Raw genomic sequence first — 14,395 nt, forward strand, 5'->3', positions numbered from 1 at the left:
CGCCGATGTTCACGCTCTACGGCCGCGGCTGGTGCCACCTGTGCGACGACATGCGCGACGCACTGGCGCCGGTGGCGGCCGAATTCGGCGTCGCGGTCGACTACGTCGACATCGATACCGATGCGGCGCTGGTTGCCCGTTACGACGAGGACGTGCCCGTGTTGCTGCTGGACGGCGCGGAAGTGTGCCGCCACCGGTTCGACGGCACACGGGTGCGCGACGCGCTGGCGGCCCGGCGCTGAGTTCCGGCCGCGTCCGGCGGGTGCCCGCGGCGGGCCGCGCTGCGGGCGGGCGTCCGAAATACCGCCCGTCGAAAGCCTTTTCAGCTAAAATAAGCTGTTTTTTCACCGACTTACACAAGGCGTGCTCCGCAGTCGTCGAGCGCGCCTTTTTCGCTTGATCGGCACTGAATGGATCATATTCGCAATTTCTCGATCATCGCGCACATCGACCATGGCAAGTCGACGCTCGCGGATCGCATCATCCAGGTATGCGGCGGTCTCGCCGACCGTGAAATGGAAGCGCAGGTGCTCGACTCGATGGATATCGAGCGCGAGCGCGGCATCACGATCAAGGCGCAGACGGCGGCATTGTCCTATCGCGCGCGCGACGGCAAGGTCTACAACCTGAACCTGATCGACACGCCGGGGCACGTCGACTTCTCGTACGAAGTCAGCCGTTCGCTGTCCGCCTGCGAAGGCGCGCTGCTGGTCGTCGATGCCAGCCAGGGCGTCGAGGCGCAGACGGTCGCGAACTGCTACACGGCGATCGAGCTCGGCGTCGAGGTCGTGCCGGTGCTGAACAAGATCGACCTGCCGGCCGCGAACCCCGAGAACGCGATCGAGGAGATCGAGGACGTGATCGGCATCGACGCGACCGACGCGACGCGCTGCAGCGCGAAGACGGGGCTCGGCGTCGAAGACGTGCTCGAGTCGCTGATCGCGAAGGTGCCGCCGCCGAAGGGCGATCCGGCCGCGCCGCTGCAGGCGCTCATCATCGATTCGTGGTTCGACAACTACGTCGGCGTCGTGATGCTCGTACGTATCGTCAACGGCACGCTGCGCCCGAAGGAAAAGATCAAGATGATGGCGACCGGCGCGCAGTATCCGGTCGAGCACGTCGGCGTGTTTACGCCGAAGTCGCGCAATCTCGACTCGCTGTCGGCAGGGCAGGTGGGCTTCATCATCGCCGGCATCAAGGAGCTGACGGCCGCGAAGGTCGGCGATACCGTCACGCACGCGGCCAAGCCCGCTGCCGAGCCGCTGCCGGGCTTCAAGGAAGTGAAGCCGCAGGTGTTCGCGGGGCTGTATCCGGTCGAGGCGAACCAGTACGACGCGCTGCGCGAGTCGCTCGAGAAGCTGAAGCTGAACGATGCGTCGCTGCAGTACGAGCCGGAAGTGTCGCAGGCACTCGGGTTCGGTTTCCGCTGCGGCTTCCTCGGGCTGCTGCACATGGAAATCGTGCAGGAGCGGCTCGAGCGCGAGTTCGACATGGATCTCATCACGACCGCGCCGACGGTCGTCTACGAGGTCGTGCAGAGCGACGGCTCGACGATCATGGTCGAGAACCCGGCGAAGATGCCGGAGCCCGGCCGCATCGCCGAAGTCCGCGAGCCGATCGTCACCGTGAACCTGTACATGCCGCAGGACTACGTCGGCTCCGTGATCACGCTGTGCGAGCAGAAGCGCGGCTCGCAGATCAACATGCAGTATCACGGCCGCCAGGTGCAGCTCACGTACGAGATCCCGATGGCCGAGATCGTGCTCGACTTCTTCGATCGCCTGAAGTCGGTGTCGCGCGGCTATGCGTCGATGGACTACGAGTTCAAGGAATACCGTTCGTCGGACGTCGTGAAGGTCGACATGCTGATCAACGGCGACAAGGTCGATGCGCTGTCGATCATCGTGCACCGGTCGCAGTCGCAATACCGCGGCCGCGAGGTGGCCGCGAAGATGCGCGAGATCATCCCGCGCCAGATGTACGACGTGGCGATCCAGGCCGCGATCGGCGCGCACATCGTCGCCCGCGAGAACATCAAGGCGCTGCGCAAGAACGTGCTCGCGAAGTGCTACGGCGGCGACATCACGCGGAAGAAGAAACTGCTCGAGAAGCAGAAAGAAGGCAAGAAACGGATGAAGCAGGTGGGTTCGGTCGAGATCCCGCAGGAAGCGTTCCTTGCGATCTTGCGCGTCGAAGACAAATAACAGGACTGATCCTTTTATGAATTTTGCGCTGATTCTTTTTGTGCTCGTCATCGTGACGGGCGTAGCGTGGGTGCTGGACAAACTGGTGTTCCTGCCGCGGCGACGCAAGGCGGCGGACTCGGCGATCGAGGAGTTCGATCGCCAGCAGTCGCGCATCGACAAGCGCTTCGCGGATGAAAACGCGGTGCAAACGCGTTCGAAGCTGCGCGACGAGAAGCTGCGCCAGCCGTGGTGGCTCGAGTACACCGCGAGCTTCTTTCCGGTGATCCTGGCGGTGTTCGTCGTGCGCTCGTTCGTCGTCGAGCCGTTCAAGATCCCGTCGGGCTCGATGGTGCCGACGCTGCTCGTCGGCGATTTCATCCTCGTCAACAAGTTCGAATACGGGCTGCGCCTGCCGGTCACGAACACGAAGATCACGCAGGGCAGCCCGCTGTCGCGCGGCGATGTCGTCGTGTTCCGTTATCCGAAGGACGAGTCGGTCGACTACATCAAGCGCGTGATCGGCCTGCCGGGCGACACGGTCGCCTACCAGGACAAGCAGCTGACGATCAACGGCCAGCCGGTGCCCGAAACGCCGCTGCCGGATTTCTTCGACGACGAGCGCCAGAATTACGCGAAGCAGTTCGAGGAAACGATCGGCAACAAGAAGAACGCGATCCTCAACAACCCGGCCGTGCCGCCGTTCGTGATGGGCGCCTACGACTATCCGTATCGCGACAACTGCACGTACAACAGCCGCGGCGTGATCTGCAAGGTGCCGCCCGGTCACTACTTCATGATGGGCGACAACCGCGACAACAGTGCGGACAGCCGCTACTGGGGTTTCGTGCCGGACCAGAACATCGTCGGCCGCGCGTTCTTCATCTGGATGAACTTCAGCGACCTGAAGCGCATCGGCTCCTTCAACTGATCGCAGTCGACTCGCACGCAATACGCGACGCACGGGCCGCGTCGCGTATTGCCGAACTACTTTAAGAACCGGCGGTAACACCGCCTCGTCACGCCTTTTCGTCTCCGGCCGTGCCGTTTCGGCCCGACCGGCGCCCGCGTTATACTCCTGCACATGCCCCTATCCCAGTTGGAAAGCCGGCTGCGCTACGAATTTCGCAATGCGGAATTGTTGCGCCAGGCTTTGACCCATCGCAGTCACAGTGCCACGCACAACGAACGGCTCGAGTTTCTCGGCGACTCCGTTCTGAATTGCGCGGTGGCCGCCCTTTTGTTCCAGCGTTTCAGCAAGCTGGACGAAGGCGACCTGTCGCGCGTACGCGCCAACCTCGTCAAGCAGCAGTCGCTGTACGAAATTGCTCAGGCCCTGAATATCTCGGACGGCCTGCGGCTGGGCGAGGGCGAACTGCGCAGCGGCGGGTTCCGTCGCCCGTCGATCCTCGCGGACGCGTTCGAAGCCATCATCGGGGCCGTGTTCCTCGATGGCGGCTTCGAAGCCGCCCAAGGGGTCATCAAGCGCCTCTACATCCCGATTCTCGACCACATCGATCCGCGCACGCTCGGCAAGGACGCGAAGACGCTGCTGCAGGAGTACCTGCAGGGGCACAAGATCGCACTGCCGACCTACACGGTCGTCGCGACGCATGGTGCGGCGCACAATCAGCAGTTCGAGGTCGAATGCACGGTGCCGAAGCTGGACGTGAAGGTATCGGGCTCCGGCGCGAGCCGGCGCGCGGCCGAGCAGGCCGCCGCGAAGAAGGCGCTCGACGAAGTGATGGCGGCCGCGCCGATGCTGGCCACGAAGCCGAAGCGCTCGAAAAACGCGCGCGGCTCGAAGCATGTGGAACCCGAAATCGTGCCGGGCGTGAAGGGCGTGCAGGAAGCGCTCGACCTGCGCTCGCCGGAGCGGAAGGAGCGGGCGGCTGCCCGCGAGGCCAGGGCGGCCGCCGGTGCGGTGCCCGCGGCGGCTGCGACCGGCGCCGAGCCGGCCGTCGCGCCGATGGCCGCGATTCGCGCGGCGCATGTCGAGACGGCTGCCGACAAGGGTGAGCGGGCGGCGAAGCCGGCGGCCGACAAGGTGGCCGATAAACCCGCCGACCGCTCCGACAAGGCGGCGGACAAGCCCGCGGACGCCGCGCCGCGTGCCGCCGATCCGGCCGCATCGTCCGCCGACAAGCCTTCCGCCGGTTCCGACCCCGCTGCGCGCACGCGTGCGCGCGACGCTGCCGCACCGGACGCCGAGACGCCGCCGGGCGGCGCGAGCCTCGCCGCCGCGCAGGCGCGCGTGGCCGATGCCGACCACTGAATTGCCCAGCGATCGTGCCGCGCGCCGCGCGGCCGTTTCCGAACCTGCCTCCCAAACGATATGAACACTCCCGCTCCTACCGGCTTCCGTTGCGGCATGATCGCGATCGTGGGCCGCCCGAACGTCGGCAAGTCGACGTTGATGAACGCACTCGTCGGCCAGAAGATCAGCATCACGTCGCGCAAGGCGCAGACGACCCGCCATCGCATCACCGGCATCAACACGTTCGATGACGCGCAATTCGTGTTCGTCGACACGCCGGGTTTCCAGACCCGTCACAGCACCGCGCTGAACCGATCGCTGAACCGCGCGGTCACGTCGACGCTGACGTCGGTCGACGTGATCCTGTTCGTGATCGAGGCCGGTCGCTTCGGGCCCGACGACCAGAAGGTGCTCGACCTGATTCCGCCCGGCATGCCGACGCTGCTGATCACGAACAAGATCGACCGTGTCGCCGACAAGGCCACGCTGTATCCGTTCATGCAGAAGATGAACACGCTGCGCGAATTCGCCGAGCTCGTGCCGCTGTCGGCGCAGCAGCCGGAAGACATCAAGCGCCTGCTCGAGACGATCAAGCCGTACCTGCCGGAAGGCGCCCCGATCTACGGCGAGGACGAGCTGACCGACCGCAGCTCGCGCTTCCTCGCGGCCGAAATCCTGCGCGAAAAGGTGTTCCGCTGGACCGGCGACGAGCTGCCGTACACGAGCACCGTCGTGATCGACAAGTTCGAGGAGGAAGGGCGGCTGAAGCGCATCTTCGCGACGATCCTCGTCGAACGCGATTCGCACAAGGCGATGGTGATCGGCAAGAAGGGCGAGAAGCTCAAGCAGATCAGCACCGAGGCGCGAATGGACATGGAGAAGCTGTTCGACGGCCCCGTGTACCTCGAGACCTTCGTGAAGGTGAGGAGCGGCTGGGCCGACAACGAGGCCGGACTGCGCGCCTATGGGTACGAATGACGCGCTGACGTCGACTGAAGACGCGGTGACGGCCGGCGCGAACGACGCGCCGCTGCCGGCTCCGCCCGAACCGCCGCGCAAGGCGCGGCGCGCGACGTCTCGCACGTCCGATTTCCGCGTCGCCGAGCAGCCGGCGTTCGTGCTGCACAGCTATCCGTATCGCGAAACCAGCCTGATCGTCGATGTGCTGACGCGCGATCACGGCCGGCTTGCGCTCGTCGCGAAGGGCGCGAAACGCCCGCACTCCGCGCTGCGCGGCGTGCTGCAGACCTTCCAGCCGCTGCTGCTGTCCTGGTCCGGCAAATCCGAGGTGCGCACGCTGACGGGGGCCGAGTGGGTCGGCGGCATGCTGCCGCTCGGCGGCGACGGGCTGCTGTGCGGTTTCTACGCGAACGAGCTGCTCGTGAAATTCTGCGCGCGCGAGGATCCGCAGCCGCCGCTGTTCAATCATTATGTGCTGACGCTCACGCGCCTCGCGCACGGCGAACCCGCGGTGCAGGTGCTGCGTTCGTTCGAGCGCGTGCTGTTGAAGGAGACCGGTTACGCGATGGCGCTGAACCGCACGGTCGCGCGCCGCGCGGTCGAGCCCGATCGCCGCTACGTGTTCGATCCCGAGCGCGGCGTGCGCAACGCGGACGACGACGTACCGTCGCACTGGCCGGTCATCACCGGACAGACGTTGCTCGACATGGAGCAGGACGATTACCATCGAGCCCAGACGGTCGCGCAAAGCAAGACGCTGATGCGCTTCCTGCTGAACACCTATCTCGGCGGTACGCCGCTTGCCACGCGTCAGATCCTGATCGACCTGCAAAACCTATGAGCTTCTTCCTGACAACGCCCACCGCCATCGACCTCGGTGTGAACATCGACCACGTCGCGACGCTGCGCAATGCGCGCGGCACGACCTATCCCGATCCGATCCGCGCGGCGCTCGCCGCCGAAGAGGCCGGTGCGGACGCGATCACGCTGCATCTGCGCGAGGATCGCCGCCACATCGTCGACGCCGACGTGCGCAAGCTGCGCCCGCTGCTGAAGACGCGCATGAACCTCGAATGCGCGGTGACGGCCGAGATGCTCGACATCGCGTGCGAAGTGCGTCCGCACGACGCGTGCCTCGTGCCGGAAAAGCGCGAGGAACTGACGACCGAAGGCGGTCTCGATGTCGCCGGCCACTTCGAAGCCGTGCGCGCGGCCTGCAAGCAACTGGCCGACGTCGGCGTGCGCGTGTCGCTGTTCATCGACCCGGACGAGACGCAGATCCGCGCCGCGCACGAAGCGGGCGCGCCGGTGATCGAACTGCACACGGGCCGCTACGCCGAGGCGCACGACGAAGCCGAGCAGCAGCGCGAGTACGAACGCATCGTCGCGGGCGTGCAGGCCGGTGCGCAACTGGGCCTGAAGGTCAATGCGGGGCACGGGCTGCATTACACGAACGTGCAGCAGATTGCCGCGATCGACGGCATCGTCGAGCTGAACATCGGTCACGCGATCGTCGCGCATGCGATCTTCGCTGGCTGGGACAACGCGGTGCGCGAGATGAAGGCGATCATGGTCGCCGCCCGCGTCGCCGCGCTGCACGGCGGCGCGCGTTGAAGATGAAATACCGCCGCGTGCGCGCGTACTGACATGGCGATCTACGGCATCGGTACCGACATCGCCCAGGTAAGCCGCGTCGCGGCCGTGCTCGAACGCACGGGCGGCCGGTTTGCCGAGAAGGTGCTGGGCCCCGACGAACTGCGTGTGTTCCATGCGCGCCGCGCGCGCTCCGAGGCGCGCGGCATCGCGTTTCTCGCGACGCGCTTCTCCGCGAAGGAAGCGTTCTCGAAGGCGATCGGGCTCGGCATGCACTGGCCGATGACGTGGCGCGCACTGCAGACGCTCAACCATCCGAGCGGCGAGCCGTACGTGGTCGCGTCGGGCGAGCTGGCCGACTGGCTGGCCGCGCGCGGCATCACGGCGCGCGTGACGGTCAGCGACGAGCGCGACTACGCGGTGTCGTTCGTGATCGCCGAAACGGACGCCGCGCCTGCTCCTGCACCTGTTTCCCGAACCTCCTCCTGACGGACTTCCCGATTCGATGAAAACGACTCCCGGCCCGGTCATGCTCGACGTCGTCGGCACGGCCCTGTCGCGCGACGATGCGCGGCGTCTTGCGCATCCGAATACCGGCGGCGTGATCCTGTTCGCGCGGCACTTCCAGAACCGCGCGCAGCTGATCGCGCTGACCGACTCGATCCGCGCGGTGCGCGAAGACATCCTGATCGCCGTCGATCACGAAGGCGGGCGCGTGCAGCGGTTCCGCACCGACGGCTTCACGGTGCTGCCCGCGATGCGCCGCCTCGGCGAGCTGTGGGATCGCGACGTGCTGCTCGCGACGAAGGTGGCGACCGCCGTCGGCTACATCCTGGCCGCCGAACTGCGTGCGTGCGGGATCGACATGAGCTTCACGCCCGTGCTCGACCTCGACTACGGGCATTCGAAGGTGATCGGCGACCGCGCGTTCCATCGCGACGCGCGCGTCGTCACGCTGCTCGCGAAGAGCCTGAACCACGGGCTGTCGCTCGCCGGCATGGCGAACTGCGGCAAGCATTTCCCCGGGCACGGTTTCGCGGAAGCCGATTCGCACGTCGCGCTGCCGACCGACGACCGCACGCTCGACGCGATCCTCAAGCAGGACGTTGCGCCGTACGACTGGCTCGGCCTGTCGCTGTCGGCCGTGATTCCCGCGCACGTGATCTATACGCAGGTCGACAAGCGGCCGGCCGGATTCTCGCGCGTCTGGCTGCAGGACATCCTGCGCGGCAAGCTCGGCTTCACGGGCGCGATCTTCAGCGACGACCTGTCGATGGAGGCCGCGCGCGAAGGCGGCACGCTCACGCAGGCGGCCGATGCCGCGCTCGCCGCCGGTTGCGACATGGTGCTCGTCTGCAACCAGCCGGAGGCGGCCGAGGTCGTGCTGAACGAGCTGAAGGCACGGGCGTCGGCCGAGTCGGTGCGGCGCATCAAGCGGATGCGCGCGCGCGGCAAGGCGCTCAAGTGGGACAAGCTGGTCGCGCAGCCCGAGTATCTGCAGGCGCAGGCGCTGCTGAAAAGCGCACTGGCGTAAGCGGGCGCGGTTCGGGTCCTTTCGCTCGCCGAAACAAAAAGCCGCGCAATTGCGCGGCTTTTTCATGGGGTGCGGCAAGGGGCAAACCGGGCAATCGGCACGGTGGGCTTTTGCGCAACTAACGGTCAGGTCCGGCCAGTACCCGTATTCACGATCGCCCGCTCAGTTCACCTTCATCCGCTGCAGCTTGTTGTACAGCGTCTTCGGGCTGATGCCGAGCAGCGTGGCCGCACGATGGCGCGTGCCGCCGACCGCGTCGAGCGTCGCGCGGATCAGCAGGTCCTCGACGTCGGACAGCGGCGTGCCGACCTTGATCTGCACGCTGCTGCCGTTCAGCGCGGCGCCGGAGGAGAAGCTCGGCTCGCCGGCGCGCAGCGTCTCGATGAAGTCGCCCGACGCGTCGTACGCGAAGCGCACGCGTTCCTGCAGTTCGCGCACGTTGCCCGGCCATTCGTAGGACAGGCATTCGCGCACGAAGCCCGGCGCCGCGCGCTTGTCGGTGGTGCTGCGCCCGGTCGCGCGCGCCTCGCGGTTCAGTTCGTCGATCTGCGCGTCCGCGATCGCGAGTGCGTCGCCGTCGCGCTCGCGCAGCGGCGGCATCGTGATCGACGCCGCATCGAGGCGCAACCACAGATCCTCGCGCAGCGTGCCGTTCGCGACCGCTTCGCGTGCCGGGCGGCGCGTGGTCGCGATCAGCCGGAAATCGCTCGCGATCGAGCTCGTGCCGCCGATCCGCATGAAGTTCTGCGAATCGAGCGCATGGAGCAGCGCTTCCTGCAGCACGAGCGGCAGCGCGGTGATCTCGTCGAGGAACAGCGTGCCGCCGCCGGCCTGTTCGAACAGGCCCGATTCGCGGCGCTCGGCGCCGTCGAACGCGCCGCGCTCATGGCCGAACAGCACGCTGTCGAGCGACGCGCCGTGGCGGCCGGCCTGCGCGATCGTCCGGCAGTCGAACGACACGAACGGCCCCTTGCGGCGCCGGCTCAGGTCGTGCAGCGTGCGCGCGGCCAGCTTCTTGCCGGTGCCGGCCTCGCCCGAGAACAGCACGGCCGTTTCGGTGCGCGCGTTGTGCTCGATCATGTCGTACACGTGCTGCATCGCATCGCTGCAGCCGACCAGCGCGCCGAAGCGGCCGAGCCGGCGCAGCGACGCACGCAGCGACTGCACTTCGTCGATCAGTTCGTACGGGCGCGGGATCCGCGCGAGCAGGCTGCGCAGGCGCGGAATGTTGATCGGCTTCAGCAGGTAGTCCCAGATGCCGTGACGCAGGCCCTCGATGGCGCTCTCGACCGTCGCGTTGCCCGTGAGCACGATGACGGGCAACGAGCCGTTCGGCTGTTGCTGCGGCAGGTGCTGGAGCAGGTCGAACCCGCTGCCGTCCGGCAGGTTCAGGTCGACGAGGACGACATCGGGGATCGAGCGGCCCAGCGCCGTGCGGGCTTCGGCGAGCGACGTGGCCGTGTCGACCGAGAAGCCGTCTGCGGCGAGCAGCGCGGTGAGGCCGGAGAGACTGTTGGGATCGTCTTCGACAATCAGGGCGTGTGGCATGGTGGACGCGAGTCGAGTCAAGAGAGGCGGGCTGTCGGCCATCGGGGCCGCAGCCGCATGTCAGATTAAAAACTGATTTTATGCCCCGCCGAACCCGTCACGCGCATTATTTCTCCGGCGCTATAAAACAGTTACCGATGATACAAATTGAATATCTTTACCGGTGGATTTTGTGTTCCTTATGCCCTTGTCAGGTGCCCGCTGTTGGCGCCAGACAAACAAAAAGCGCCCCGAAGGGCGCTTTGTTCGATGCGGGTATCGCTGACGATTACGCGCGGCTGCGGTATTCGTTCGTACGCGTATCGATTTCGATCTTGTCGCCGGTATTGCAGAACAGCGGCACTTGCAGTTCGAAGCCCGTTGCGAGCTTGGCGTTCTTCAGCACCTTGCCCGACGACGTGTCGCCCTTGACTGCCGGCTCCGTGTAGGTGATCTCGCGAACGAGGATCGTCGGCAGTTCGACCGAGATCGCCTTCTCGTTGTAGAACACGACTTCGCACGCCATGCCGTCTTCGAGGTAGTTCAGCGCTTCGCCCATCATTTCGGCTTCGACTTCGAACTGGTTGTAGTCGGCGTCCATGAACACGTACATCGGGTCGGCGAAGTACGAGTACGTCACTTCCTTGCGGTCGAGCACGACGACGTCGAACTTGTCGTCGGCCTTGTAGACCGATTCCTGGCCTGCGTTCGTCAGCAGGTTTTTCATCTTCATCTTGACGACGGCGGCGTTACGGCCCGACTTGTTGTATTCCGTCTTGGAGATGACCCATGCATCGCTGCCGATCTGCACGACGTTGCCTACGCGGAGTTCCTGTGCGGTCTTCATAAAAACTGTCCTGATCCAATCAAATAAATAGGTGCCTGAGCGTTGCGCAACGGCTGACGGCGCAAGCGGTGCGTTCCGGTGGACGCCAAAAGCGAGCGCTTGCCTGGTCAGCCGTCGGATAACCGCTTATTTTAACTGAGATTTTGCGTATTCCGCCAGCTTTCCGGCGAGATCGCCGACCGCCGCGAGCGCGTCGGCCCAGCGGGCCGCATTGGCGTCCAGTGCGGCACGGTGTTGCCAGAAATCGGCCCAGTCGGGCGTGCCGGCGCCGTTCCATGCATGCCAGAACCGCTCGAGCGCGGCGCGCGGCGCATCGGCGAGGCCTGCCGACAGGTGCGCGAGCGCGGCGTCGAGCTTCGGCAGGTGCACGTCGTCGGCCTGCGGGTAGATGTGCCACACGAACGGCTTGCGCGCCCATTGCGCGCGGACGAACGAATCCTCGCCGCGCACGAAATTGAGGTCGGCCGCCCACAGCAGCGGATCGTAGTCGGCCTGCGGGACGAATGCGAGCCCGTGGGCGACCAGGTTGCCGGCGCGTGCATGGGCGCCCGCCGCGAACGACTCGACCCCGAAAAAGCGCGCGACGGCCGGGGACAGGCGGCCGGCCGGCACGAGCGCGACGACCGGCGACGGGCCGTCGCGCCATTGGGCGAGCAGTGCGTCGACGGCCGGATTTTCGTACGCGAACAGACTGACGACCGTCGTGCCGGGCGCCGGCGGCGCGCCGCCGGTCGCGCGCTGCCACCATGCGGCGCGGGCCGCGGCGTCGGCATCGAAGGCCGTCCGGCGCGCGTCGAGGTCGTGCTCCTTTGGCACGCCGCCGGTGCCGGCCGACAGGCCGGGGAAGAAGAACGTCTTCAGCAGCGGGTAGCGTGGATGCGGCGACGGCCGCAAATGGAAATCGGCGACCCAGTCCTCGGCGCTCAGGTATTCGAGGTTGATCCACACGGGGCGGCGCTCGCGGCGTGCCATCGCCGCGAGATACGCGCCGGGCAGCTCGCACGCGAACGCCTCGATCACGACATCGGCGATCTCCAGTGCGTCGCCGACTTCCGCATGCCAGTGCTCGATCGCGATCGCGTCGATCGTCTGCCGTCCGGCGTCGGGATCGACGCTCGGCAGCAGGCGCGCGAAGGTGCGCAGGTCGTCGACGAACAGCCGGACCTGCCAGCCGTGCTCATGCGCGAGCTGGTGCGCGACGCGCCAGCACACGCCGATGTCGCCGAAATTGTCGATCACCGTGCAGAAGAGGTCGCAGGCGATCGGTTCGCCCGGCGCGAGCGTTGCGGCGGGGTGTGGGGCAGCGGTGGTGCGTGGCATCGAAGCGGGCCGGTGAATGCTCTAAACTGGCGATTCTAATAGACCCGTTCCGCGTTACAAGGCGCCCGGATCACGCATGACAGCCCCAGAAGCCTCCGATATCCCGTTCGAACCGAAGAAGATCCTTGCGCAGTTGCCGCACATGCCCGGCGTCTATCGTTATTACGACACGGCGGGCGCCGTGCTTTACGTCGGCAAGGCGCGCGACCTGAAGAAGCGCGTATCGAGCTATTTCACGAAGACCCAGCTGTCGCCGCGCATCGCGATGATGGTCACGCGCATCGCGCGCATCGAGACGACCGTCACGCGCTCGGAAGCCGAGGCGCTGCTGCTCGAGAACAACCTGATCAAGGCACTCGCGCCGCGCTACAACATCCTGTTTCGCGACGACAAGTCGTATCCGTACCTGAAGCTCACCGCACATCGGTTTCCGCGGATGGCCTACTACCGCGGGTCGGTCGACAAGCAGAACCAGTATTTCGGGCCGTTCCCGAGCGCGTGGGCCGTGCGCGAGAGCATCCAGATCCTGCAGCGCGTGTTCCAGTTGCGGACCTGCGAGGATTCGGTGTTCAACAACCGCACGCGGCCGTGCCTGCTGCACCAGATCGGGCGCTGCACGGCACCGTGCGTCGGCGCGATCTCCAGCGAGGATTACGCGGTCGACGTGTCGAACGCCGCGCGGTTCCTGCTCGGCCGGCAGTCCGAAGTGATGAAGGAACTCGAGCAGAAGATGCATGCGTTCGCGGCCGAGCTGAAATTCGAGCAGGCGGCGGCCGTGCGCAACCAGATGAGCTCGCTCGCGACGGTGCTGCACCAGCAGGCGATCGAGGTCGGCGGCGACAGCGACGTCGACATCCTCGCCGTCGTCGCGCAAGGCGGGCGTGTGTGCGTGAATCTCGCGATGGTGCGCGGCGGCCGGCATCTCGGCGACAAGGCGTATTTCCCGACGCACGTCGAAAGCGCGCTGACGCTCGCCGAAGGTGGTCTTGGCGACGAGGCCGAGTCGTCGGAAGCGGCCGACACAACCGGCGCGACCGCCGCCGGGGTGCCCGACCAGCCCGCGGAAGAAGCCGGCAGCGTGCGCGGCGGCGCGGCGGCGGCATCGGTCGAGGCGGAGGTGCTCGATGCGTTCATCGCGCAGCACTATCTCGGCAACCGCGTGCCGCCGGTGCTTGTCGTCAGCCACGCGCCCGCGAGCCGCGACCTGCTCGAGCTGCTGTCCGAACAGGCCGGCCACAAGGTGTCGCTGGTGCGGCAGCCGCAGGGGCAGCGGCGCGCGTGGCTGTCGATGGCCGAACAGAATGCGCAGATCGCGCTGATGCGGCTGCTGTCCGAGCAGGGCTCGCAGCAGGCGCGTACGCGCTCGCTGGCGGAAACGCTCGGTTACGACATCGACGATCTCGCGACGCTGCGGATCGAATGCTTCGACATCAGCCACACGATGGGCGAGGCCACGCAGGCGTCGTGCGTCGTCTACCATCATCACAAGATGCAGTCGGGCGAGTACCGCCGCTACAACATCACGGGCATTACGCCGGGCGACGATTACGCGGCGATGCGGCAGGTGCTCACGCGCCGCTACGAGAAGATGGTCGAGCAGGCCGCGCAGGCGGCCGCGGTGGATGAAGCGGCCGGCATCGACGGCGAATCGACGCGCCAGGCCGAGGCGTCGAGCCTGCTGCCGAACATCGTGCTGATCGACGGCGGCAAGGGTCAGGTCGAAATCGCGCGCCAGGTGTTCACCGAGCTGGGGCTCGACACGTCCATGCTGGTCGGCGTCGCGAAGGGCGAGGGGCGCAAGGTCGGCCTCGAGACGCTCGTGTTCGCGGACGGCCGCACGCCGCTCGAACTCGGCAAGGAGAGTGCCGCGCTGATGCTCGTCGCGCAGATCCGCGACGAGGCGCACCGCTTCGCGATCACCGGCATGCGGGCGAAGCGGGCGAAGGCGCGCCAGACGTCGCGGCTCGAGGAACTCGAGGGCGTTGGCGCGAAACGCCGGCAGCGGCTGCTCGCGCGGTTCGGCGGATTGCGTGGCGTGGTGGCCGCGAGCGTCGAGGAACTCGCGAGCGTCGAGGGCATCTCGCACGCGCTCGCCGAACAGATCTACAAGCAGCTTCACTGACGCGCCCGTGCGGCCGGGCTGCCTCGCCAGCGTTCTTGTGGCAGGCCGGTCG

General features: G+C 66.6%; 13 protein-coding genes. 10 read left to right on the forward strand and 3 right to left on the reverse strand.

Translation table 11 applies throughout. The features are described 5' to 3' along the window. Positions 1-5: 5 nt before the first annotated feature. From AC0KUR_RS22160 to nagZ, 9 genes are all read left to right on the forward strand, one after another. Positions 6-242: a glutaredoxin family protein gene (locus AC0KUR_RS22160; RefSeq protein ID WP_059560708.1), complete on the forward strand. Its 237-nt coding sequence runs from the start codon at positions 6-8 to the stop codon at positions 240-242. Positions 243-410: 168 nt separating this feature from the next. Next, positions 411-2,204 carry a translation elongation factor 4 gene (lepA, locus tag AC0KUR_RS22165; RefSeq protein WP_175028366.1) on the forward strand — a complete coding sequence of 598 codons (1,794 nt, stop codon included), beginning with the start codon at positions 411-413 and terminating at the stop codon, positions 2,202-2,204. Positions 2,205-2,220: 16 nt separating this feature from the next. After that, a complete protein-coding gene (gene lepB / locus AC0KUR_RS22170; RefSeq protein ID WP_034186507.1) occupies positions 2,221-3,114 on the forward strand; it encodes a signal peptidase I in 894 nt (297 codons plus the stop codon). Positions 3,115-3,267: 153 nt separating this feature from the next. Continuing rightward, positions 3,268-4,458 (forward strand): ribonuclease III, encoded by a 1,191-nt coding sequence (gene rnc / locus AC0KUR_RS22175; RefSeq protein ID WP_034186508.1) that lies wholly within the window; start codon positions 3,268-3,270, stop codon positions 4,456-4,458. 60 nt (positions 4,459-4,518) lie between these two features. Then, on the forward strand, positions 4,519-5,418 hold the full coding sequence (era, locus tag AC0KUR_RS22180) for a GTPase Era (RefSeq protein ID WP_034186509.1): 900 nt from the start codon (positions 4,519-4,521) through the stop codon (positions 5,416-5,418). Further along, positions 5,405-6,241 carry a DNA repair protein RecO gene (gene recO, locus AC0KUR_RS22185; RefSeq protein WP_034186510.1) on the forward strand — a complete coding sequence of 279 codons (837 nt, stop codon included), beginning with the start codon at positions 5,405-5,407 and terminating at the stop codon, positions 6,239-6,241. The genes era and recO overlap by 14 nt, the downstream gene beginning before the upstream one ends. Further along, positions 6,238-7,014, forward strand: a complete 777-nt coding sequence (gene pdxJ, locus AC0KUR_RS22190; RefSeq protein ID WP_031400031.1) for a pyridoxine 5'-phosphate synthase — start codon at positions 6,238-6,240, stop codon at positions 7,012-7,014. Before recO ends, pdxJ begins: the two co-directional genes overlap by 4 nt. 33 nt (positions 7,015-7,047) lie before the next feature. After that, positions 7,048-7,482, forward strand: a complete 435-nt coding sequence (gene acpS, locus AC0KUR_RS22195; protein WP_034186512.1) for a holo-ACP synthase — start codon at positions 7,048-7,050, stop codon at positions 7,480-7,482. Positions 7,483-7,498: 16 nt separating this feature from the next. After that, positions 7,499-8,527: a beta-N-acetylhexosaminidase gene (gene nagZ / locus AC0KUR_RS22200; protein WP_034186513.1), complete on the forward strand. Its 1,029-nt coding sequence runs from the start codon at positions 7,499-7,501 to the stop codon at positions 8,525-8,527. Between the two features lie 162 nt (positions 8,528-8,689). Here the strand turns inward: nagZ and AC0KUR_RS22205 are convergent, their stop codons facing one another. The 3 genes from AC0KUR_RS22205 to earP form a co-directional block, all read right to left on the reverse strand. After that, on the reverse strand, positions 8,690-10,075 hold the full coding sequence (locus AC0KUR_RS22205; RefSeq protein WP_034186514.1) for a sigma-54-dependent transcriptional regulator: 1,386 nt from the start codon (positions 10,073-10,075) through the stop codon (positions 8,690-8,692). A 268-nt stretch (positions 10,076-10,343) separates the two neighbouring features. Further along, positions 10,344-10,901: an elongation factor P gene (gene efp, locus AC0KUR_RS22210; protein WP_034186515.1), complete on the reverse strand. Its 558-nt coding sequence runs from the start codon at positions 10,899-10,901 to the stop codon at positions 10,344-10,346. A gap of 126 nt (positions 10,902-11,027) precedes the next feature. After that, positions 11,028-12,221: an elongation factor P maturation arginine rhamnosyltransferase EarP gene (earP, locus tag AC0KUR_RS22215; RefSeq protein ID WP_367189392.1), complete on the reverse strand. Its 1,194-nt coding sequence runs from the start codon at positions 12,219-12,221 to the stop codon at positions 11,028-11,030. 76 nt (positions 12,222-12,297) lie between these two features. Between earP and uvrC the strand changes: the two genes are divergently transcribed. Further along, on the forward strand, positions 12,298-14,343 hold the full coding sequence (uvrC, locus tag AC0KUR_RS22220) for an excinuclease ABC subunit UvrC (protein WP_367189393.1): 2,046 nt from the start codon (positions 12,298-12,300) through the stop codon (positions 14,341-14,343). Positions 14,344-14,395: the final 52 nt, after the last annotated feature.

The organism is Burkholderia sp. YHN3-13 (assembly GCF_055810675.1).

Bases quoted from the DNA above. Each gene is read 5' to 3' on its own strand.
- AC0KUR_RS22160 (WP_059560708.1), top strand. From the start codon at position 6: ATGTTCACGCTCTACGGCCGCGGCTGGTGCCACCTGTGCGACGACATG.
- lepA (WP_175028366.1), top strand. From the start codon at position 411: ATGGATCATATTCGCAATTTCTCGATCATCGCGCACATCGACCATGGC.
- lepB (WP_034186507.1), top strand. From the start codon at position 2,221: ATGAATTTTGCGCTGATTCTTTTTGTGCTCGTCATCGTGACGGGCGTA.
- rnc (WP_034186508.1), top strand. From the start codon at position 3,268: ATGCCCCTATCCCAGTTGGAAAGCCGGCTGCGCTACGAATTTCGCAAT.
- era (WP_034186509.1), top strand. From the start codon at position 4,519: ATGAACACTCCCGCTCCTACCGGCTTCCGTTGCGGCATGATCGCGATC.
- recO (WP_034186510.1), top strand. From the start codon at position 5,405: ATGGGTACGAATGACGCGCTGACGTCGACTGAAGACGCGGTGACGGCC.
- pdxJ (WP_031400031.1), top strand. From the start codon at position 6,238: ATGAGCTTCTTCCTGACAACGCCCACCGCCATCGACCTCGGTGTGAAC.
- acpS (WP_034186512.1), top strand. From the start codon at position 7,048: ATGGCGATCTACGGCATCGGTACCGACATCGCCCAGGTAAGCCGCGTC.
- nagZ (WP_034186513.1), top strand. From the start codon at position 7,499: ATGAAAACGACTCCCGGCCCGGTCATGCTCGACGTCGTCGGCACGGCC.
- AC0KUR_RS22205 (WP_034186514.1), bottom strand. From the start codon at position 10,075: ATGCCACACGCCCTGATTGTCGAAGACGATCCCAACAGTCTCTCCGGC.
- efp (WP_034186515.1), bottom strand. From the start codon at position 10,901: ATGAAGACCGCACAGGAACTCCGCGTAGGCAACGTCGTGCAGATCGGC.
- earP (WP_367189392.1), bottom strand. From the start codon at position 12,221: ATGCCACGCACCACCGCTGCCCCACACCCCGCCGCAACGCTCGCGCCG.
- uvrC (WP_367189393.1), top strand. From the start codon at position 12,298: ATGACAGCCCCAGAAGCCTCCGATATCCCGTTCGAACCGAAGAAGATC.